Here is a 20,339-nt window from a genome sequence, read left to right on the forward strand (position 1 = left end):
TAAAGTATGACTGCAGAAACTCTGGAACAGCCCGAGAACAGCGCGAGCTCGGAGAGCGATGCTCTCCAGGCGCAAGAGTCCAACGTCCGCCAGTTTGTCACGTTTATTGTCGACGATGAGGTATTTGCCGTGGATATGGCGCCGGTACAGGAAATCATTCGCGTACCCGACGTGGTGCGCGTGCCGCTGGCCCCACTCACGCTGGACGGTCTCGCCAACCTGCGCGGCAAGGTGTTGCCGATCATTTCCTTACGGCGCATTTTCGGCTTTCCCGAACGGGACGATGACGATGCCACGCGCGCCGTGGTCATAGACTTGGGGCAACCGCTCGGTTTTGTGGTGGATCACGTCGCCAGCGTAGTCGGCGTCGAGATTGGCAAAATCGAAGATGTCAGCGCGATCCGCGGCACTGTCAATACCGAACTGCTGGCCGGTCTGCTGAAGGACGCCGGCGGACATGCGATGATCATGGTGCTCGACTTCGGCAAACTGATCGCCAGCGAATTCGCCGAAATCTCCGCGCTTTCCCGCCGTGCCGAGAGCGGCGGCCGTTATGGTGATACGGCGAACGAGGCAGAAAAATCGGGCGACGAACTGCAACTGGTGAGTTTTGCCGTAGCAGGACAGGAATACGCTATAACCATCGACGACGTGCAGGAAATCGTGCAGATGCCTGAGCACATCATGCATGTGCCTCACGCCGAATCGCATGTGCTGGGCGTGATGACGCTCAGAAACCGGCTGCTGCCGCTGGTCAGTTTGCGCCGCATGTTCGCGCTGCTGCCGCAGGATGCCGACGAGCGCAGCCGTATCGTGGTGGTTACGCTGGGCGCGATCTCGGTAGGCGTGGTCATGGACAGCGTCAACGAAGTGCTGCGCGTGCCGAAAACACAGGTTGACGCCATGCCCGGCCTGCTGGCGCGCGACGGCGAACTGTCAGAGATCACCCAAATTTGCCGGCTGGACGGAGGCAAGCGCCTGGTATCGATCATTTCCGCCGGCAATATATTCCGCCATTCGGCAATCAAGGAGGCTTTGAGTACCGTGGAAAAAATGCAAGACGACAATGCCGTGTATGCAACCGGCAACCAGCAGGACGATCTCGTCGAGGACGACGAGCAAATGGTGGTGTTCCGTTTGGGCAAGGAGGAATTCGGTGTGCCGATCGAGAGCGTGCAGGAAATTGTACGCGTACCCGACGAACTGACCCATGTGCCCAAAGCGCCCGCTTTCGTCGAGGGAGTGATCAACCTGCGCGGCGCTGTGCTGCCGGTGATCGACCAGCGTCTGCGTTTGGGCCTGGAAACGGTGGAACGCAATGAGCAGCAGCGCATCATGGTCTATCTGTTCGACAATGTGCGTACCGGTTTCATCGTCGATTCCGTCACCGAGGTGCTGAAAATCCGCAAGGATACGATTGAAGCCTCGCCTCACCTTTCCGGGGAGCAGGCTCGCCTGATCGCGCGCGTGGCCAATCTGGAAAAGCAGAAGCGTATCATCCAGTTGATCGATCCTTCGCGATTGATGGAAGGCCAGGATATGCAAGGTTTGGCGGCGCTGGCGGGGTAAAAACGAGCTAACAAACGGGACGAAATTCAATCTCGTCTCACAATCATCGCAGGAGCGGGCTAAAGCCCGCTCCTGCGATGATGATCAAGCCGCCAACACGGCAAGATTAATTAAACTACCAACAACCATGATCAAGCTGCTTATAGTCGACGATTCGGCGTTGATGCGCCGCCAACTGACCACACTGTTCGAAGCAGAGGGCGGTTTCGAAATACGCTTGGCGCGCAACGGCAAGGAGGCGGTCGAAGAAAATCTGCTGTTCAAACCGGATGTGGTGACTTTGGACATCAACATGCCGGAAATGGACGGCCTTACCGCATTGTCGTTGATCATGGCGCAACGGCCGGTGGCGGTGGTCATGGTGTCGTCGCTGACGGAAAAAGGCGCGTTGGCAACTTTTGAGGCGCTGGCTCTAGGGGCCGTGGACTATGTGGCCAAACCGGAGGGAACCATTTCGCTCACCATTGATGTTATTCGGAGCGAATTGATAAACAAGGTTCGAGCTGCCGCAAGAGCCAGACTCAAGACCAGCAGAGGGCTTGTTTCACGCATCCGCGAGGAACGTTCGCAGCAAACGGCTGCGCGTCCGGCCAATGTGCGCCGTGATATGAGTAGTGAGGGTGTGGTCATCATCGGTGTCTCCACCGGCGGGCCACGCACACTGGAGGATATTCTGCCTTTGCTGCCGGCGGATTTTCCGTGGCCGGTGCTGGTGGCCCAACACATGCCCTCCAGTTTTACTTTGCCTTTCGCCGCGCGTATGAACGAATTATGCGTATTGCAGGTGGTCGAAGCCTCTCGCCCGGTGCTCATCAAAGCCGGCACCATTTACATCGCCAAGGGCGGCGCCGATCTGGTGCTGACGCAACGCGGCGGAAGCGGAGTCATGGTATTGGCCAAGCCGGAAAGCAAGGATTTTCTTTGGCACCCTTCGGTGGAACTGCTGGGGCGCTCGGCTCTGGAGCATTGCGACCCGGCGCGCATCATAGCGGTGATGCTGACCGGCATGGGTTATGACGGCGCGGATGCTTTTACCGAGATCAAAAAACGAGGCGGGCGCACGATCGCCGAATCGGAGGAAACCGCGGTGGTATTCGGCATGCCGGCAGAGTTGATCAAACGCGGCGGCGCATCGATCGTATTGAGCGCGGAAAAAATTGCCAACCAAATTATTACCTGGGCCGGATAGACCGGCTGGACGATATATGCCCATAGTAAAACAGCAAACACTGCAAGTAACAGAAGAAGAGAAACGGCAGTGGCCGCGTGATTTCGACGGTTTGACCATAGCGCTGGAGAGCGGCGACACCACTGCCCGGCGTTGGGCTGCGCGTGATCTGGCGGAGTTTCCGGGGGCCTCAACAATTTTGGCGGCGCGCCTGAAATCTGAGCCCAGTCCCAATGTGCGCGACGCAATCCTGAGCGCGCTGACGCGTTTGGGCGACAGGCAAGCCGTCGCCGGGCTGGTGGAATGCCTGCGCAGTGAAGACGCGGCCTTGCGCAACGAGGCCATCGAGTCGATGAAGGCCTTACCGGAGGAAGTTGCGCCCATCATGGATGAACTGCTCTCCGACGCCGACCCGGATGTGCGAATTTTTGCGGTGAATATACTTGAATCGCTACGCCATCCCAGGGTCGAAGCCTGGCTGGTGGCGGTGATTGAGCGCGACGCGCATGTCAATGTCTGCGCCACCGCCCTTGATCTGCTCAGCGAACTAGGCTCAGAAATTTCCAGGCATGCGCTGGAACGTCTCCCGTTACGATTCCCTGATGAACCCTATATCACATTCGTGACCAACCTGGCCTTGAAGCGCCTCAATGAAAACTGATGCCGCTACGGCGAAAATGTCCATCAGCGATGAGGATTTCCGGACATTCCGCGAATATTTTTATCGTAAAACCGGCATCCATTTCGAGGATTCCAAGCGTTACTTTGTCGACAAACGTCTGATGGAGCGCATTGCGGCGACCGATTCCAAAAGTTTTCGCGGTTATTTTATCATGCTGCGCCTAGAGACTTCCGGTGTAGAGCTTCAGGCCCTGGTCAATCTGATGACGGTCAATGAGACCTATTTCTTCCGGGAAGAGTATCAGTTCCAATGCATGGTCACTTCCCTGCTGAAGGAAATCACCCAGCACAAAAAAGACAACCGGTTTCCTATTCGGATCTGGTCTATCCCTTCTTCATCGGGCGAAGAGGCCTATTCCATCGTGATTTACCTGCTGGAATACTGGCCAGGCATCCATGATTGGGATGTGGAAATTATTTCTTCGGATATCGACACGAATATTATCAGCCGGGCGCAGCTCGGACATTACTCGCCCCGTTCGGTGCAGCACCTGCCGCCGCATCTGCTGGATAAATACTTCACGATGTCCGCCGGTAATTACCAGATCAATGACGATATCAACCAATCGGTGGAATTCACTCGCGTCAATCTGATGAACTTGGCCGATGTACGAGCTTACCGCGGTTTCGATATTGTGTTTTGCCGCAACCTGCTGATTTATTTTGACGAACTGTCTCGCCGTCAGGCAGCCGATACTTTTTTTGATGCGCTGAATCCGGGCGGTTTTGTGTGTCTCGGCCATTCGGAATCGATGAGCCGGACGTCCTCGTTGTTTCGGGTACGCAAATTTCCCGAAGCCATCGTGTACCAAAAACCCCTGGAGGATGCATGAAGCGCATACTCGTTGTCGACGATGCCGCCACGGTACGCTTGTATCACCGCAATATTCTTGAATCTTCCGGTTATACGGTAGATGAGGCGGTAAACGGTATCGAAGCGCTGGAAAAGACCTTGCAAATGCAATTCGACCTTTATATCGTCGATGTCAACATGCCCAAGCTGGACGGTTATGGCTTTCTCGAAGAGCTGCGCAGCCACGATCTGCCGCAGGCGCCTGCGATGATGGTCTCCACGGAAGCGGGAGCCAGAGACCGGATCCGCGCCTTAAGCGTGGGCGCCAACCTTTATCTGGTTAAACCGGTTAAGCCGGAAGAACTGTTGTCTCACGCCAGACTGTTGTTGGGGGAGGCAGAAACATGAATCCTTTACTCGAACAATTTATTTCCGAAGCGCGCGACTTGTTGCCGGCTATCGGCGAAAAACTGTTGCAGCTCGAAACCGACCCGACAAGCGCCGAGCTGATTAAAGAACTTTTTCGTCTGGTGCATACACTAAAAGGCAGCAGCGGTTTGTTCGAGTTCCCGGAAATGACCCGTGTACTGCATGCAGGTGAAGACTTGCTGGACAGGGTGCGCGATGCGCGTGTTGCCTATTCCCGTACCCTGGCTGACCGGTTGCTTGATGGGATGGATTTCGTCGGCATGCTGCTGGACGAAATTGAAGCAACCGGGGGCATCAATGCCGCACACGCCGATAACTCGGCGCGTCTGGCCCAATCATTACGCCAGCTGACGGGCGATAGCGATGAAGCGAAACCCACGGAATCGGGGTCGATTGCGGCAAACAGCGCTCCAATCGGGCTGGATTGCCAGCAACCATCCAACTCATCGTCTTCCGTTGATTTGAGTGAAATACCTGAAAACCTGCGCATGCAGCTTTACCGCGATGTGCTGGCGGGAGCGCCGTTGACGTGGCTGGAGTATACGCCGGAGGAAGATTGCTTCTTCAAAGGCGAAGACCCGTTGTTTCTGATGCAACAGATTCCTGAAACTGCTTGGGGCAACATCGCGGCGCGGCAGGCATGGCCGCCGTTGGCGGAATTGGATGCCTACCGCTGCAAGCTCGTTTTCCGGGCGCTGACAACCGCCGGCCCCGCCATTCTGCATGAACTGTTCCGTTACATTCCCGAACAAGTCTGCATTGTTGCCGTACCCGCGACTGCATTGCTTCAACCCTGCGGCAACGAAAACGGCGAAGCGGTTTTGGAAGCTGAATCCCATGCCCGAAGTTTCCGTACCATCGTTCAAACCCAGCGCGAAATACTGGGCTTGCCGGATAGCGACGCATTACTGCCGGGCCGCTTGAAATCGATTGCGGCAGCGCTGGCGGCTTGCCTTCGAGCCATCGGTAAAACCGGACTGCTGGCCGGTTTGGACGCTGCGCTGGAGCAAGCCTTGAGCGTGACGAAAGCAGGTCCGCTGCTGGCCTGGCTGGATGAACACCTGCCCGAAGCGCAGGCGCTGAAGACGGCTGAACGGCGCGCAGAAGTTACGTTGCAAGCGGGCGCTCAGGCGGCGGAGCCATCCGCGCCCCATCCGGAAGCAGCGATCAAGTTTGGCCGCCGCGCCGAGGACAGCATCAGCAGCATCAAGACAGTCAAGGTAGACCAGGTCAAAATTGACCGATTGATGAACCTGATCGGCGAAATGGTCGTGGCCAAAAACAGTCTGCCTTATCTCGCCAGCCGCGCCGAGACGCAATATGGGTTGCGCGAACTTTCGCGCGAGATCAAGGCCCAGTACGCTGTGGTCAACCGCATCGCAGAAGAAATGCAGAATGCCATCATGCAGATACGTATGATGCCGGTTTCCTTTATTTTCCAGCGTTTCCCGCGCCTGGTACGCGATACATCCAGAAAACTGGGTAAGGAGGTCAATCTGGTGCTGGAGGGCGAGGATACCGAAGCGGATAAAAATATTATCGAAGCCTTGGCCGATCCGTTGATTCATATCGTGCGCAATAGTCTGGATCACGGCATCGAATTGCCGGATTCGCGCCGCGCCGCCGGCAAACCGGCAGCCGGATGCCTGAGCATACACGCCAGTCAGGAAACGGACCGGGTACTGATCGAAATTTCCGATGACGGCAAAGGTATAGATCCGGACATCATCAAACGCAAAGCTTACGAAAAAGGCCTCATCGACGAAGCCGCCCTGGAACGTATCACTGATAAGGAAGCCGTGAATCTGGTGTTTGCTGCCGGTTTTTCTACAGTAGAGGTGGTGTCAGATCTATCGGGCCGCGGCGTCGGTATGGATGTGGTGCGGAGCGCCGTGGAGAAGGTGAGCGGCATCGTTTCTTTAGACAGTGAAAAGGGCTACGGCACCCGCATCCGCCTGTCCTTGCCGCTGTCCATGGCGATCACTCATGTCATGATCATTGAGTCCAACCAGCGGATTTTCGGTGTACCGATAGAGAATGTAGTAGAAACGGTCAGAGTATCATGTGCTGCCGTTCATACCATCAAACGGCGATTGACCACGGTCTTGCGCGGACGTATCGTTCCACTCGTAGCACTCAATGATCTTTTGGCTCTGGACGAACCGCAACAGCTCAATCAGGACAATGAGATGGCGATCCTGGTCGTGCGCTTGAACAACGATCTGATCGGCGTCATCGTCGATGATTTTCGTCAAACCGTGGACATCATACTCAAACCGTTGACCGGCATTCTTGGCGGCCTCCCCGGGTATGCCGGTTCGGCGTTGCTGGGCGATGGATCGGTGCTGATGGTGCTGAATTTCAAGGAACTCATTAAATGACGATTGAATATCAGGAAAACGTGGCGCGATTGCACGATATCGTTGGTGTGGAGGAAGCGGAATCTCTGCTCGAATGGCTGCAGGCACATCCCAAAGGGAAAGTGGAGCTTTCCAGGTGCAACCATCTCCATCCCGCTAATTTGCAAGTATTGATGGCGGCAAAAGTCGACATCAGCTATTGGCCGGAGGATAAAGTTTTAATGGCCTGGTTAAAATCGGCTCTTGTACAACAAAAGGATATGGAAAAATGACTAAAACTATCATGATAGTAGATGATTCGGCCACCATGCTGATGAGTTTGCAGAGCACCCTCGAACTCATCGGCTTCGAGGTCGTATCGGCAGCCGACGGCGAAATCGCGCTCGACAAACTAAAAAACAGCCCGAAACCCGACCTGATCATTACCGATATCAACATGCCGAAAATGGACGGCATCGAGCTAATCCGTCAGACGCGTTCCCTCCCCGGTTTCCGCTTTACACCCATTTTGGTGCTCACAACCGAAAGTCAGCAAACCAAGCGCGAAGAAGCAAAACAATTGGGAGCCACCGGATGGCTGATTAAACCCATAGGGGGTGAAAATCTGCACAAGGTCATCAAGCAGGTACTTCCGGGGGCCTGAAGTAAGCAGCAATCAGGCCGCGGGACCGGCCGATCAGCAAAAACGAGGGGTAACTTCCTGTCCCTGAGCAAAGCCATAGACAGCGAATACACATCAGGTCGGCTCATACTCCACTTTCATCGGGCAGCACAGCTGGGCGTAAATCAGCGGCACAGGCGGCACTTTCTCTAAAAACAGAGTAGTTTGCGGGAGTTGGTTGTAACCCGGAATCCAAGAACATTCCGTCTACGTCCGGAACAGCGACTTCCCGGCGCTAATTGGAGCTGCACTACGGCCCGAAAGCTATGTAAATCGCGAAGCGAACACCTAACCCCCTATCCCTGCCGGGAGAAGCGGGGTGAGGGAAACCCGCGCGGCGGGCGCATGCCTTTGCATGATACGAGGGGCGACGCTTGCGCCATGACCGGTTAGGCAGACGTACCTAGCAAAGCGTCTGCTGAAACTGGGCAAGATCACTCCTTTCCACTATTCGCTTTTGACCACGCCTCGTACACAAATATATACACCATTTCCGCTGCTCCAATTAAACATTAGGGCCAAAGGTGGCGCATGCCGGCAATAAAGAAACGTCATCTAATTGATTAACTGTTACTTTATTGCCAACCCAAGCACTGCGTGATCTACCCGGAAACCTTAACAACCATCATTGATATGGGAGAGGATGGTTAAGTTTCGTATGCGTTTAAGATCAGTCACTGCGTCACTGCATCAATCTTTTAATTTCATCGCCAGGAACAAGGAACCGCCGCGCCGCTGAACCAGTACCGCCACGGATTTACCTTTCGGCAGCGACCTGATCAGTTCTTCGAAATGTTTGGTGTCGCGTATCAGCTGATCCTGTACGCGCAGGATGACATCGCCGCGGCGTATGCCGGCATCGTATGCAGGACCAGGTTTTGCTTCCTGTACCAGTACGCCGTTGGCAGAAACGTCAAACTGTTTTCTCAGTTCCGGCGTCAAATTCGCGACGCTGATGCCGGTGCGCTGATTTACCGGCGAAGCTCCCGGTTCGGTACCGGCAATGACCGGCTCGTCTTCGTCGGGCAACGCGCCTACTTTTACAGTCACTTCCTTGACGTGGCCCTGACGTATCAGCTTGACCTTGAAGCTTTCGCCAATTTTCGCCATGCCTACCATAGGCGGTAAAGTAGAGGACGTGGTGATTTCCTGACCGTTGAACTCGGTAATAACGTCGCCGACCTGTATTCCGGCTTCCTCTGCCGGGCTCTTGGGCAACACTTTGGATACCAGAGAACCTTGCGGTTTTTTCATACCGAACGATTCCGCCAGCTCACGCGTTACATCCTGGATCTGTACGCCCAGCCAGCCGCGCGCCACCCGCCCGCCGGATTTGAGCTGATCGGCTACCTTCATCGCGACATCTATCGGTATTGCGAACGAAAGCCCCATGAACCCGCCCGTGCGGCTGTAAATCTGCGAGTTGACGCCGACGACCTGCCCCTGCATGTTGAACAACGGCCCGCCCGAGTTGCCGGGATTGATCGCAACATCGGTCTGAATAAACGGCACGTAATTATCGCTCGGTAAATTGCGCCCTTTGGCGCTGACGATACCCGCAGTCACCGAATGCTCGAAACCGAACGGAGAGCCGATCGCCAATACCCATTCGCCTACTTTCAGGTTTTCCGAGGAACCCATTTTTACCGTGGGCAGATCGGTGGCGTCGATTTTGATCAGTGCAATATCGCTACGCTTATCGGATCCTATGACTTTTGCGACCAGCTCGCGGCGATCCTGCAATTTGACGACGATTTCATCGGCATCCTTGACCACATGATGATTGGTTATCACATAACCGTCCTGCGAAATGATGAACCCGGATCCCAGCGATTTCGCCTCGCCCGGCTCGCCGTCGGATCCGCCGGGCATGCCCGGCATGCCGCCCGGACCGCCTTCCCCGAAGTAATGCTTGAAAAACTCATCTAGCGGTGATCCTTCAGGAATATCAAATCCTTCAGGCAACTGCTGCTGCGCATTGCCCGCAGCCAATTTTTGCGTGGTGCTGATATTCACCACCGCCGCGTTGTTGTTTTCCACCAACCCGGTAAAATCCGGCAACTCGGACGCCCCGACATTTACACAGAAAAAAACCAGACCGGCAGCCCAAAATAAAGCCGCAAGCATCCTATTCAGCATCAGAGCGCTCCAAACAAATAAAAATGGAAGATAAAAACAGGCAAACACACAACCGCTTACTCCCCAACAGGGAGCATTTCAAGACTTTCGTAAAAAACAGCTCAGGAAAGCTTACGCAGAATGACGGGCCGATACATTGCGCCTTCAAAAAACCCCGAAAAACGGATTAGTATCAGGCAAAAAACAATTCCTAGCAAGCCGCCCGATAGACTTAAAAGATCATGCGCAGGCAAATTCAGTCTTGCCGCCAGCTCTCCGACCAAAAATGCGCCGATGAAAAATCCCATCAACGGCAGCAGGTAAACCAGAAACGAAGCGCGTACCAAGGCGCTGTCCGGCAAACCGACCACAATGCGGTCGCCAATATTCAACTGTGGATCGGCATGCACGGAAAAACTCAATTTACGCCGCGCAAACAGTTTTCCGGCAATGCTGCCGGCGCAAGCTTCCCGGCAGGACCCGCATGGCGACACGCTGGTTTTTTCAACCCAGGCAACATCGTCTTTCACTGAGGTAACGCATACTTCTTCTTCGATCATGGCGCGTGTATCCCATCACCTATGGCTTTTACGGTTTTAAACGGCACTTCGCCTAAAACCGTTATCTGATAATTACCTATTTGACGCGCATAAAGGCTGATTGCGCCCATCTTACGCCGATGCGTGGAGAGGCCTTCACCGGGAAGCTCCTCCGTATAAACGGAAACTGACGAAAGCCCATCGCTCAGCAGTATGTGGTCGATTTCATGTTCGCTGCCGCCACGCTTCAGGCGAGTGTACGACGTCAACCCGAACCCCTCCGGTACATTGCTCAAAGTCCAGCGTAGCTTATCGGCAGGCAGGTTTTCGTTATGTTTAACCGTCCAGCTCGCATCGGGATGTGTCGATGCCGCCAAATCCGAAGCTGGAAGTTTCTTTTCCAGACTCAGGTCACTGAACAGCATTTGTTCTATCACGTTGCCGTTTTCATCAATAAGCTCGTATTTGAGAGGAAGGCGCGTTTCATCGTCAACCCATAGCGCACGTTTATAACGATAAGCATCGCGCGGGTCGATGGCAATCAGATGAGCGGATCTTTGTGCGACAACCCCGGCTTCGCCCGGTTTAATGACGTAGTAACGCGCCAGCCCGTTCAAGTCTTCCGGCAAATCACGCAGAAACGGCCGTTCCCTGCCACTTTCCTTGGTAGACAGCGACCGCGACTCTGGAAAGTAACAGGTCACTTTACCTTGTTCGCGTATCACTTCACGCATCGGCGAGTTGACCGACAGGATGCGCTCATGTTCCACACCGTCGACGACGCCGTGATAAACACGTAATATTTCAATTTGATTATTTCTGGAATAAGTCACTGTGCCGCGATAATTGAGATGGCTCATCGCAAAACGCATTTCTGCCAGCCAGACTTGAGCGTCCGGCTCATTCGCAGCGTAAACCGGGGGCGTTAACAGTAGAAGTGCGCACAAGCTCAATAGCTGAAGCATAACGGCAATACGGTTACACACACCCAACATCGGCTTATCGTCCCGGACTACTGACCAGACGCGCATGCGGCAGCATGCTTGTCGAGCCGACCTGAGAAGAAACCTCGTTATGCGTCATCAAATAATCATTGAAGCGGGCATCGGCCACGGCCTCCTGAGACTGATCGAGGGTTGCATCCTTCTGCTGCAGCGCCAAATCAATGCGGCTCAGGTCGGGAGTGCTCCCGGAATACCCTATTACGACGGCAAAACCCGCCAGCGCGGCGGCCCACGCCAGCCCGCTTCTCGCGTTGATAACGCGCGCCTTCCGCGACGGTTCCGGCGATGACCGCGCCGATCTTCCCGGAAATACCGCGACCGCAGGCGGCTCCTGCGCAACAGCCCGGCTGACCCGGCGGGCGAAATCGTCCCCAGCGAATACTCCCTTCTCCGAGCGTATTACCTCGCCTATCAGGTTATATCTGGCCCATGCCTGACGCAATTGCGGCTCATCGTTCACACGATCAAGCAGTCCATGGCGTTCCGCGGATGAAAGCTCATTATCCAGCAGTAAGGACAGCTTCAATTTTAATTCCTGATTTGTAGTGTTCATGGCCTTACCTCGACACTTTCCAATCTTTTCTCAATAAATTCTCGCGCCCTGAATATGCGGGATCTCACCGTACCAACCGGACAAGACATCGCTTCGGCGATTTCTTCGTAGCTCAATCCGTCAAACTCTCGCAGAGAAATTGCAGTACGCAACTCGGATGGAAGATCGTCGAGCGCGTTCTGTATGATGACCGCCATTTCCTCGCTGAGCAGTATCGCATCAGGGGTATCTATATCCCTGAGACTATCGACGCCCTCGAATTGTTCCGCAACATCAGGATCAATATCTTCTTCGGAAGGTCTGCGCGACCGGCTTACGATGTGATTCTTTGCCGTATTGATCGCGATCCTGTATATCCATGTATAAAAAGCACTTTCGCCGCGGAACGAACCTATTGCCCGGTACGCCTTGATGAAAGCGTCCTGAGCTACGTCCTGCGCTTCGCTCTGATCGCGTAAATAGCGGTTAACCAGGTGTATTACCCGGTTTTGGTACTTAAGCACCAGCAGATCGAAGGCTTTTTTATCTCCTGCCTGTACGCGTTGCACCAACGCCTCATCGGTTACTTCAACAGAGCTTGCCACAAATCCAGCCTAATCGTTGATACGGTAAAATCGAAGTAACGCGCACATACTCACCATATTATTTTTGCTAACTATCCGGCACCAACAAGCATGACTAAGCAAAAGATTCCGCCCGCATGGCTTGGTGGGGCCGTCCTGGACGAGGAAGCCATAGATGAGCTTCCACGAAGAAATGCATGCTTCAACAGTTATACTCCAAAGCCGGTTGCTGAATTGTTACTTTACATCTCAACTATTCAGCATACCCGCTGGAAACGAGGTAAGGCAAGTCAGGAGAGACCTTCTACGACTATAATGGGCCTAATGAGCTTCCTGGGCCTGTCCTGAGCATAGCCGAAGGGGGAAGGACTTGCTGCGAAGCTCGGGTAATAATCCGACGCGCTTCCGCGCGTCACAACTGGCTTGCCTCAACCCGACCGCTTCGGTCATGAATCCTAAGCTCTCACTGAATAGTTACCTTTCAATTTTAATTATCGCCTTTTAAGCGGATGCTTACAATGCAGGCACGTTTTCCAGTAGGATATTATGAACATAGTGTTACCTGAATCATAAAGAAATATTTTGCCATGTCATCCCATATGCTCGATACCGATGTTCTTGTCATCGGCAGCGGCGGCGCCGGACTCAGTCTTGCCCTGCGCCTGGCCGATCACACCCGCGTCTGCGTTGTAACCAAGGTTGCGCTACGCGAAACCAACACCCTCTACGCACAAGGCGGCATTTCCGCGGTGCTCGATAAAAAAGACTCCTGGGAATCGCACATCAGGGATACGCTGGATGCCGGAGCGGGATTATGCAACCCCGAAGTCGTGCGTTTCGTGGTGTCGCAGGGAAAAGACTGCATAGACTGGCTGCTCGCGCACGGCGTGCCGTTTACCGAATTTCATACCGACGAAGGACAGACTCATCTTCATCTGACCCGTGAAGGCGGACATACTCACAGACGCGTGGTGCACGCGGACGACGCCACAGGCGCGGCCCTGGAAACATCGCTGGAAAAACATGTCCGCAATCATCACAACATCAGAATCCTCGAATACCATAATGTGATCGACCTGATTACGGAACGTAAACGGGGCATGCCGGGGCAACGCGTACTCGGCGCTTATGCATTGCATACCCTGGACAACCGTGTAAAAACCTTGCGGGCGCGCATCGTGGTGCTGGCGACCGGGGGTGCCAGCAAGGTCTACCTGTACACCAGCAATCCGGACATTTCCACCGGTGACGGCATCGCACTCGCCTGGCGCGCCGGCGCGCGCATCGCCAACATGGAGTTCATGCAATTCCATCCGACCTGTCTTTATCATACCCAGGTGCGTTCTTTTCTCATTTCTGAGGCCTTGCGCGGCGAAGGCGCCAAACTACTGCTGCCCGACGGCAGCGAGTTCATGAGCCGCTTCGATTCTCGTGCGGAACTGGCTCCGCGCGATATCGTCGCACGGGCTATCGACCATGAAATGAAACGGCTCGGCATTGACTGCGTCTATCTGGATATCAGCTTCAAACCTGCTGAGTTCATCCGCCAACATTTCCCGATGATTTACGCGCATTGTCTCGAACTGGGCATGGACATTACGCGCAGCCCAATCCCGGTGGTACCCGCAGCCCACTTTACCTGTGGCGGCGTATTGGTCGATATCAACGCCAGAACAGATATTCCCGGTTTGTACGCGATAGGCGAAGTCGCCTCCACCGGACTGCACGGCGCAAACCGCCTGGCCAGCAATTCGCTGCTGGAATGCCTGGTTTTTGCACGTCTGGCGGCAGAGGATATTCTACGGGAAATCGATCAAGCGCCCATGCCTCCGGCTTTACCTGATTGGGACGAATCGCGCGTCAGCGATTCGGACGAGGAAGTGGTCGTATCGCATAACTGGGATGAAATCCGTCGCTTCATGTGGGATTATGTCGGCATCGTCCGCACCTCCAAGCGGCTGGAGCGGGCCAAACATCGCATCGACATGCTGCAATCGGAAATAGCCGAATACTACGGCAATTTCCGCGTAACCGGCGACTTGCTGGAATTGCGCAACCTGGCAACCGTTGCGGAGCTGATTATCCGCTCCGCGCTGGGCCGGAAAGAAAGCCGCGGGCTGCACTACACGCGCGACTATCCTCGCACCGACGACAGCCAAGCGCCGAAAGCTACCATACTTTCTCCTTCCGTCGGGCAGGATTCTGCATTTCCACCCGGTTGAAGTTATCGACTAAAGTTCATCCGGATGCGTCTGACCGTCGCCCTGTCAATCCGGCACTCGCGTTTGCCACACCCCTTCATCGGTGACCCCGTTCTGAACCGGGGCCGCCAGCGGCGCGCCGCTCTGATCACTCGCCAGTAGCGTACTTTGCAATTCATAACCGACATCTGTGCCGTGTGTCGGTTGTTTGCGATCCTTCCTTATCGTGTGCGTGTTGTAGTTGATCCGCGACCCATCGTGAACACACAACGCATGGGCGTCGCATTCTGTCTCCACGTTTTGCTGAGACAACGCCGGCAACGGCCTCGCCAAACTCAAGGGTGTTTCTTGTTTATTTGACGGAAACCGCCACAATGCCTGCGCATGCGAAGCACGGCGCGTACCAGCAAACAGCGCTTTCATGTCCGCTGCCGGCTCATGCGTGCAATTGCCATACGCGCTGACCAGGTTTTCGTACCGCCTCTTCAGCCGAGGTTCAAGCTTTAAAAAATCTGATGCATACTACATATCATCGCAATTTATCCGACTTGTGTAGATACCTATACCCAAGACAGAAAGGAGAGCCGGTGTTCGCTTCGCGATTTGCACGGTAGCGGGCGGATTAGTGTTAAACTTAACCACGTTTTTTTGGTTGGACCCATGCATATATTACTTAGCAACGACGACGGCTATTCGGCTCCCGGCCTGATCGCGCTGTCCGCAGCATTGAAAGAGCGAGCCAAAGTTACCGTAGTAGCGCCGGAGCGCAATCGCAGCGGCGCGAGCAACTCGCTTACGCTGGACAGACCCTTGCACGTAAGCGTTGCGAGCAACGGTTTTTTCAAGGTCGACGGCACGCCCACCGACTGCGTACATCTGGCCATTACCGGCCTGCTTGAGCAGGAACCGGATATGGTATTCGCCGGCATCAATCACGGTGCGAACCTGGGCGATGACGTCATCTATTCAGGTACGGTGGCGGCGGCAACCGAAGGCCGCTTTTTGGGGTTGCCGGCAATGGCGGTTTCACTGGACGGCACCCATCCGCAGCATTTCGAAACGGCGGCGCGAGTGGCCACGCGCCTGCTTGAGCACCTGCTAGCAAACCCGCTGCCGGACGATACTATCCTGAATGTCAACGTTCCCGACGTCCCGCTTGACGCAATACGCGGATTTCAGTCCACGCGGCTGGGACAGCGTCACAAGGCCGAATCGGTCATCCGCTCGACCGACCCCAGGGGACGCGAAATTTTCTGGGTGGGCAGCGCCGGACCGGAACAGGATGCCGGGCCAGGCACCGACTTTTATGCAATTCGCCACAACTTCGTTTCGGTGACGCCTTTACAAATAGATCTGACCCGCCATGACGGGCTGGCGGCCCTTGCTGATTGGCTGCCGTCAGGAGGGAATCTTTGACACTGAGTCACGAAGGCATAGGCATGACCTCCCGCCGCACGCGGGAACGCATGATAGGACGCATACGCGAACAAGGCGTCCACATGGAAAGGGTACTGGAAGTCATGCTGCAAACGCCGCGCCACCTTTTTGTGGAAGAGGCGTTTGCAGGCCGCGCTTATGAAGACATGCCGCTGCCGATCGGTTTCAACCAGACCATTTCGCAGCCCTACAGCGTCGCGCGCATGACCCAGCTGCTGCTCGAAAACCGCAATGTCGAAAAAGTTCTCGAAGTCGGCACCGGGTCCGGTTATCAGACCGCCATATTGGCGCAACTGGTCGGCAAGGTTTACAGCGTGGAACGCATCTACCCGCTCCAGCAGCGCGCCCGACGCTGCCTGCAAAACCTGCGTTTGCGCAACATCCGCTTACAGCATACCGACGGCAACGAAGGTTGGGCCGAGTATGCGCCCTACGACGGCATACTGGTCGCAGCCGCGCCGACGCGAGCGCCCCAGGGCTTGATCGACCAGTTGGCGATAGGCGGCAGACTCATCATTCCCATAGGCGACGGCAGAGACCAGATGCTGCACAAGATTACCCGCACCGAGACCGGTTTTGAAGATGAGGTCATCGAACCAGCCATTTTTGTTCCGCTGCTGGATGATGTTATTTAATCGCTAAATTGCATGTATTCTTCGAAAGCCATTGATATACCAAGCTGTTGAACTTTCCCAAAAATAGATTTATGTTAACGGCTCCAGAGTCATTCGACTCATTACCTAGCAGGAGCATCCATGGGATTGTTCAGTTTTATAAAAGATGCGGGGGAAAAACTCCTCGGCGGCGCTTCCAGCGAAGATCAGGAATCGGCAAATCGCTCCGCAAGCGCGGCGATTACCGCTCATGTCCAGTCACTGCAATTGCCGGTAACCGAGCTGCATGTTGCGGTAGAGAAGGCGGCGCATAGCGCAGAGGTCTCCGGCAGCGTACCCGATCAGGAAACGTGCGAAAAAGTCATACTCGCGTGCGGAAACGTCGAAGGAATCGACTCGATAAACGACAAACTATACATCGCAGGCAACAATGGTGCTGCAACAGGCGAAGCGGTATTCCACACAGTGGCTGGCGGAGAGACCTTGTCCGCAATCGCAAAAAAACATTATGGCAACGCCAACGGCTACACTGCCATTTTTGAAGCCAACAAGCCGATGCTGAAGCATCCGGATAAGATTTATCCGGGTCAGGTGTTGCGTATCCCACCGCAAACAGCAAGCGTATAAACCTGCGCTCATGCGCCTTTGAAAACGTGCGGGGATTTTATTCCGCACGTAATGCGTGTGGCTTTTTTCCACTGTCGCATTAAACTCGGCCTTGTTATCGCTTTAATAGGCATTTACACCATGAAAACAACGGCGGATGCGGTAATAAGTCTATAGTAGAGTGCAAAGCAACGATCAGGTAAAGACAATACTTTGATATCGTTACCGTGTAAATCGTGAAGCGAACACCTCACCCCCTCTCCGGGGGTGAGGGTGTAAAGCGCTTGTTGCCTGCATCAAAGTTTTTGATAACTCAAACGCTTTTAGCCTCACCCTAGCCCTCTCCCACAGGAGAGAGAACTTGTCTAGATACCTATGCGCTCCGGGAGAGGCAGGGTGAGGGAAACCGTTCATGGTGCGAGCGTTTTGCATGATAGGGAGCGACGCTTGCGCCATGAACGGTTAGGCGAGAACGCGTAAACCGTACTTCATTAAATACGCCTTGCAGGGAACCTTGCTGACTTCGGCGATAAAAAGATGCGTTTATCATATACGGAATGCTGCTGAAGTGAAACGCATACGGCTTTAAATCCTGTTCGCTGATGTTCCGCAAAACCGCATTGACTTGGTAATTGAGTTGCCGTTGTCGCACCAGAACGGGTAACAAGGTCTTTGGCGTACCCTGGCGGCATCCAAGCCCCATTAATCTTTGCCGTAAGCATCCCGTAATATATCTTCCGCGCTCCATCCCGCTTCCGCCAAGGCTTTTGCACGCTCAACAGCCATGCCTTGGCCGTGACCGGCTCCGGCACCGCTGAAAATCCAGGCATTTTCCGATACAAGATGCTCAATGGCGTCGGGGCATGACGGCAGCTTGAAGGCGTTGCGGAAAATTTCGCAACCAAGCACCTCTTCGTTTTCGGGATAGAGCAGGTGGATTAACACCGCGCCATCCTTGCGCCGCTCCCTGCGAACATCCAATACCGTCGGCTCAGCGAGCCGGACTGCCAGCTCCCCGCCATCCAGACGGCGCTGCCAACGCTCATCGCCGCCGTAGGCAAAAGACAGCCAATCCAGTTTCGCTTCGCCAGCCAGACGGTCCAGATAACGCAGCAAGCGCGGGTCGGTGGTAACGGAAAGTTGTTGCTCCGGCTTTGTGGGAACAGCATTGCCCATGAATACCATGCAGTGCGTGGTATCGCATAGCGATGCGGAATCGCTGTGCCGATGTGCGCCATGGCTGCCGTTCCAGACAATGATTGCGCGCAGCGCGGCGCGGGCAGCGCCTTTAAGCTCCTGCGCCTCCGCCGCCAGCACCGCGTCGGCGTAACTTTCACTGTCGGTTTCCAGAATCACCGGGCCGCCGGCAGACTGCTCTTTCAATATGCCGCTGACCCAGCGCTCTGAACGGCTGCTTTTCGCGCTGGAAACTATACGGAACTGTCCGCACAGGCTGAAGCGCGAGTTAAAGGCAGTCAAGGCAGGGCAATCCTGTTGCGCCTCCCAGCTGCTGCGCGGCGTCAGCGTTAACAATCTGACTTTAGCGCTGGAGTAACGCACAGGGTGCGTCTGCCGCCATTGAGCCAGCTGCTGCGCGGCTCGTTGCAGCAACGCGGCGCCGGGAACGCCACGTTGCCGGAACAGGGCCAGATAAACCGGGTGCTCCGCCGGCCAGACCACCAGTAAATGACCCAGCAGCGGATTGCCGTTCGTGTCTGAAACCGTTCCTGTTTTGCTCAAGGCATGAAGCTGTTGCAATAAGCGCTTATCCGGCGCGCTCTGCGCGGCCAAAGTCGAATCGGGCGATACGCCGTTTTGATTGAGTCCTGAAAAGTAGAACGGTTTTGACAGCAGCGAAATACGCAATACCAGCGCCAATTCATTCAGTGTGCCTTCAATTGGAAAAATTCCATCAGCGTTGCGTTCTCCCAGATAAGCACGTATGGGAGTGCTCGCTGTCCGCTCAAGCGAAGCAAGCCCCTCGCCGGAGGATGAATGGTTGGGGCGAGAGTTTCCGAAGCCCGCAACATCGGGCGCTGTCACGGAATGAATATCTATCGCCCCCTGACTTTTGAGCGGAGAAAGCAGCAAACGCAGACGATCGATATCCAGTTGATCCTGACGCCCCAGCAGTTTATCGGTGTTGCTGGTTACCAGCTCCGCTCCCAACGAGACAGGGTCGGCCTGTTTTAACGCGGCGGCATAAGGAATCTTCAGCAGGGAGCCGGGAGGATAGCGGGTTTTACGGTCGCCGGATATTTCCAATATGCGCCCGCTCGACAAACTCATCAACAGAAAGGCGCTGCTTCCACTTGCATCGAAGGGCGCGCCCAGCAACGCGGCCAGCCTGGCGGAAACCGCGCACGCGGATTCAGGCCAGCCTGTCTGCATCAGCAACCGGCCCAGCGTCTCTCTTTCGGAATGCCCCAGATTCGCGCCGCGCCGTACCACAGCGTGCAGAAGCTCCCTATCCTGCTCGCTCGGCGCATCGGTTGCAACCTTGTGCGCCAGTTCGCCGCTGAAATACATCGCAGCGGCTTCTTCGGCCCATAACGGCAACCGTCCCGCACAACTGCGATGACTCGCTTCATGGAGTAATTCATGACGCAGATAAACGCTGCTGTCGAAATTGCCCCGAGGATACGAACGCAGATAAATACTGCCCGGCCGCCAACCTCCGGCGTGGCCGCCGCTGAAATTTCCATCGGTCAGCGCCGGAAAAACGCGCACCGGATCGTTCTCCGAGGGAATATTGTAGCCTCTGTCCGCCAATTGACTCAGCGCCGCCTGCCCTGTCTGATGCAGCGCCGGTTGTTGGGCAAGTATGCCGAAGAACAGAATGGCGGCGCTCGCTTCTCGAAAAACGCAGCGCCGGAACCCCTTCGGATGGAGTATCATCTTACACATCTATTCCACCTGAGTGGTGCTGGAAGAGTTCGTTCCACGACGGTTAAGCCGATTTGCTTACCCAAAAAGTACAACAACATTAACAAACGATCTTGATCGCATATCATGCCGTAACAGCGCGCTCGGCGCATATGTA

Annotated in this window: 19 protein-coding genes; 12 read left to right on the forward strand and 7 right to left on the reverse strand. The window is 55.0% G+C overall.

Features of this window, described 5'->3' with window-relative positions; all coding sequences use genetic code 11:
- Nucleotides 1-6: 6 nt before the first annotated feature.
- The 8 genes from F6R98_RS09980 (at nucleotide 7) to F6R98_RS10015 (ending at nucleotide 7,643) form a co-directional block, all read left to right on the forward strand.
- The gene (locus F6R98_RS09980; protein WP_153248883.1) at nucleotides 7-1,569 is read left to right on the forward strand and encodes a chemotaxis protein CheW; all 1,563 of its coding nucleotides are present in this window, start codon (nucleotides 7-9) and stop codon (nucleotides 1,567-1,569) included.
- Nucleotides 1,570-1,696: 127 nt separating this feature from the next.
- Complete coding sequence (cheB, locus tag F6R98_RS09985) at nucleotides 1,697-2,758, forward strand: chemotaxis-specific protein-glutamate methyltransferase CheB (RefSeq protein ID WP_153248884.1); 1,062 nt, start codon at nucleotides 1,697-1,699, stop codon at nucleotides 2,756-2,758.
- A 16-nt stretch (nucleotides 2,759-2,774) separates the two neighbouring features.
- Nucleotides 2,775-3,398: a HEAT repeat domain-containing protein gene (locus tag F6R98_RS09990; RefSeq protein WP_153248885.1), complete on the forward strand. Its 624-nt coding sequence runs from the start codon at nucleotides 2,775-2,777 to the stop codon at nucleotides 3,396-3,398.
- Complete coding sequence (locus tag F6R98_RS09995; protein ID WP_153248886.1) at nucleotides 3,388-4,251, forward strand: CheR family methyltransferase; 864 nt, start codon at nucleotides 3,388-3,390, stop codon at nucleotides 4,249-4,251. Before F6R98_RS09990 ends, F6R98_RS09995 begins: the two co-directional genes overlap by 11 nt.
- Nucleotides 4,248-4,619 (forward strand): response regulator, encoded by a 372-nt coding sequence (locus F6R98_RS10000; RefSeq protein WP_153248887.1) that lies wholly within the window; start codon nucleotides 4,248-4,250, stop codon nucleotides 4,617-4,619. The genes F6R98_RS09995 and F6R98_RS10000 overlap by 4 nt, the downstream gene beginning before the upstream one ends.
- On the forward strand, nucleotides 4,616-7,021 hold the full coding sequence (locus tag F6R98_RS10005) for a chemotaxis protein CheA (RefSeq protein ID WP_153248888.1): 2,406 nt from the start codon (nucleotides 4,616-4,618) through the stop codon (nucleotides 7,019-7,021). The genes F6R98_RS10000 and F6R98_RS10005 overlap by 4 nt, the downstream gene beginning before the upstream one ends.
- Nucleotides 7,018-7,272, forward strand: coding sequence for a hypothetical protein (locus F6R98_RS10010; protein WP_153248889.1), 255 nt, complete (start codon nucleotides 7,018-7,020; stop codon nucleotides 7,270-7,272). Before F6R98_RS10005 ends, F6R98_RS10010 begins: the two co-directional genes overlap by 4 nt.
- Nucleotides 7,269-7,643, forward strand: a complete 375-nt coding sequence (locus tag F6R98_RS10015) for a response regulator (RefSeq protein WP_153248890.1) — start codon at nucleotides 7,269-7,271, stop codon at nucleotides 7,641-7,643. The genes F6R98_RS10010 and F6R98_RS10015 overlap by 4 nt, the downstream gene beginning before the upstream one ends.
- Nucleotides 7,644-8,351: 708 nt before the next feature.
- On the opposite strand, the gene F6R98_RS10020 is transcribed toward F6R98_RS10015, so the two are convergent.
- The 5 genes from F6R98_RS10020 to rpoE form a co-directional block, all read right to left on the reverse strand.
- Nucleotides 8,352-9,800 carry a DegQ family serine endoprotease gene (locus F6R98_RS10020; RefSeq protein ID WP_407079294.1) on the reverse strand — a complete coding sequence of 483 codons (1,449 nt, stop codon included), beginning with the start codon at nucleotides 9,798-9,800 and terminating at the stop codon, nucleotides 8,352-8,354.
- Between the two features lie 101 nt (nucleotides 9,801-9,901).
- Complete coding sequence (locus F6R98_RS10025) at nucleotides 9,902-10,339, reverse strand: SoxR reducing system RseC family protein (protein ID WP_153248891.1); 438 nt, start codon at nucleotides 10,337-10,339, stop codon at nucleotides 9,902-9,904.
- Nucleotides 10,336-11,283: a MucB/RseB C-terminal domain-containing protein gene (locus F6R98_RS10030; protein ID WP_228125203.1), complete on the reverse strand. Its 948-nt coding sequence runs from the start codon at nucleotides 11,281-11,283 to the stop codon at nucleotides 10,336-10,338. Before F6R98_RS10030 ends, F6R98_RS10025 begins: the two co-directional genes overlap by 4 nt.
- 34 nt (nucleotides 11,284-11,317) lie before the next feature.
- Complete coding sequence (locus tag F6R98_RS10035) at nucleotides 11,318-11,875, reverse strand: sigma-E factor negative regulatory protein (protein WP_153248893.1); 558 nt, start codon at nucleotides 11,873-11,875, stop codon at nucleotides 11,318-11,320.
- Nucleotides 11,872-12,459 carry an RNA polymerase sigma factor RpoE gene (gene rpoE, locus F6R98_RS10040; RefSeq protein WP_228125204.1) on the reverse strand — a complete coding sequence of 196 codons (588 nt, stop codon included), beginning with the start codon at nucleotides 12,457-12,459 and terminating at the stop codon, nucleotides 11,872-11,874. The genes F6R98_RS10035 and rpoE overlap by 4 nt, the downstream gene beginning before the upstream one ends.
- A gap of 566 nt (nucleotides 12,460-13,025) precedes the next feature.
- Between rpoE and nadB the strand changes: the two genes are divergently transcribed.
- Nucleotides 13,026-14,660, forward strand: coding sequence for an L-aspartate oxidase (nadB, locus tag F6R98_RS10045; protein WP_153248894.1), 1,635 nt, complete (start codon nucleotides 13,026-13,028; stop codon nucleotides 14,658-14,660).
- A gap of 45 nt (nucleotides 14,661-14,705) precedes the next feature.
- On the opposite strand, the gene F6R98_RS10050 is transcribed toward nadB, so the two are convergent.
- Complete coding sequence (locus tag F6R98_RS10050; RefSeq protein ID WP_153248895.1) at nucleotides 14,706-15,062, reverse strand: hypothetical protein; 357 nt, start codon at nucleotides 15,060-15,062, stop codon at nucleotides 14,706-14,708.
- A gap of 237 nt (nucleotides 15,063-15,299) precedes the next feature.
- Here F6R98_RS10050 and surE point away from each other — a divergent pair, with 237 nt between their 5' ends.
- From surE to lysM, 3 genes are all read left to right on the forward strand, one after another.
- Nucleotides 15,300-16,055, forward strand: coding sequence for a 5'/3'-nucleotidase SurE (surE, locus tag F6R98_RS10055; RefSeq protein ID WP_153248896.1), 756 nt, complete (start codon nucleotides 15,300-15,302; stop codon nucleotides 16,053-16,055).
- Entirely contained in the window at nucleotides 16,052-16,711 is a 660-nt protein-coding gene (locus tag F6R98_RS10060; protein WP_455423473.1) for a protein-L-isoaspartate(D-aspartate) O-methyltransferase, read from the forward strand. The genes surE and F6R98_RS10060 overlap by 4 nt, the downstream gene beginning before the upstream one ends.
- A gap of 120 nt (nucleotides 16,712-16,831) precedes the next feature.
- Nucleotides 16,832-17,317 carry a peptidoglycan-binding protein LysM gene (gene lysM / locus F6R98_RS10065; protein WP_153248897.1) on the forward strand — a complete coding sequence of 162 codons (486 nt, stop codon included), beginning with the start codon at nucleotides 16,832-16,834 and terminating at the stop codon, nucleotides 17,315-17,317.
- Between the two features lie 681 nt (nucleotides 17,318-17,998).
- Here the strand turns inward: lysM and F6R98_RS10070 are convergent.
- Nucleotides 17,999-20,203 (reverse strand): hypothetical protein, encoded by a 2,205-nt coding sequence (locus F6R98_RS10070; protein WP_228125205.1) that lies wholly within the window; start codon nucleotides 20,201-20,203, stop codon nucleotides 17,999-18,001.
- Between the last annotated feature and the right edge of the window lie 136 nt (nucleotides 20,204-20,339).

It is taken from the genome of Candidatus Methylospira mobilis (genome assembly GCF_009498235.1).
GTDB classification, from domain to species: Bacteria; Pseudomonadota; Gammaproteobacteria; order Methylococcales; family Methylococcaceae; genus Methylospira; species Methylospira mobilis.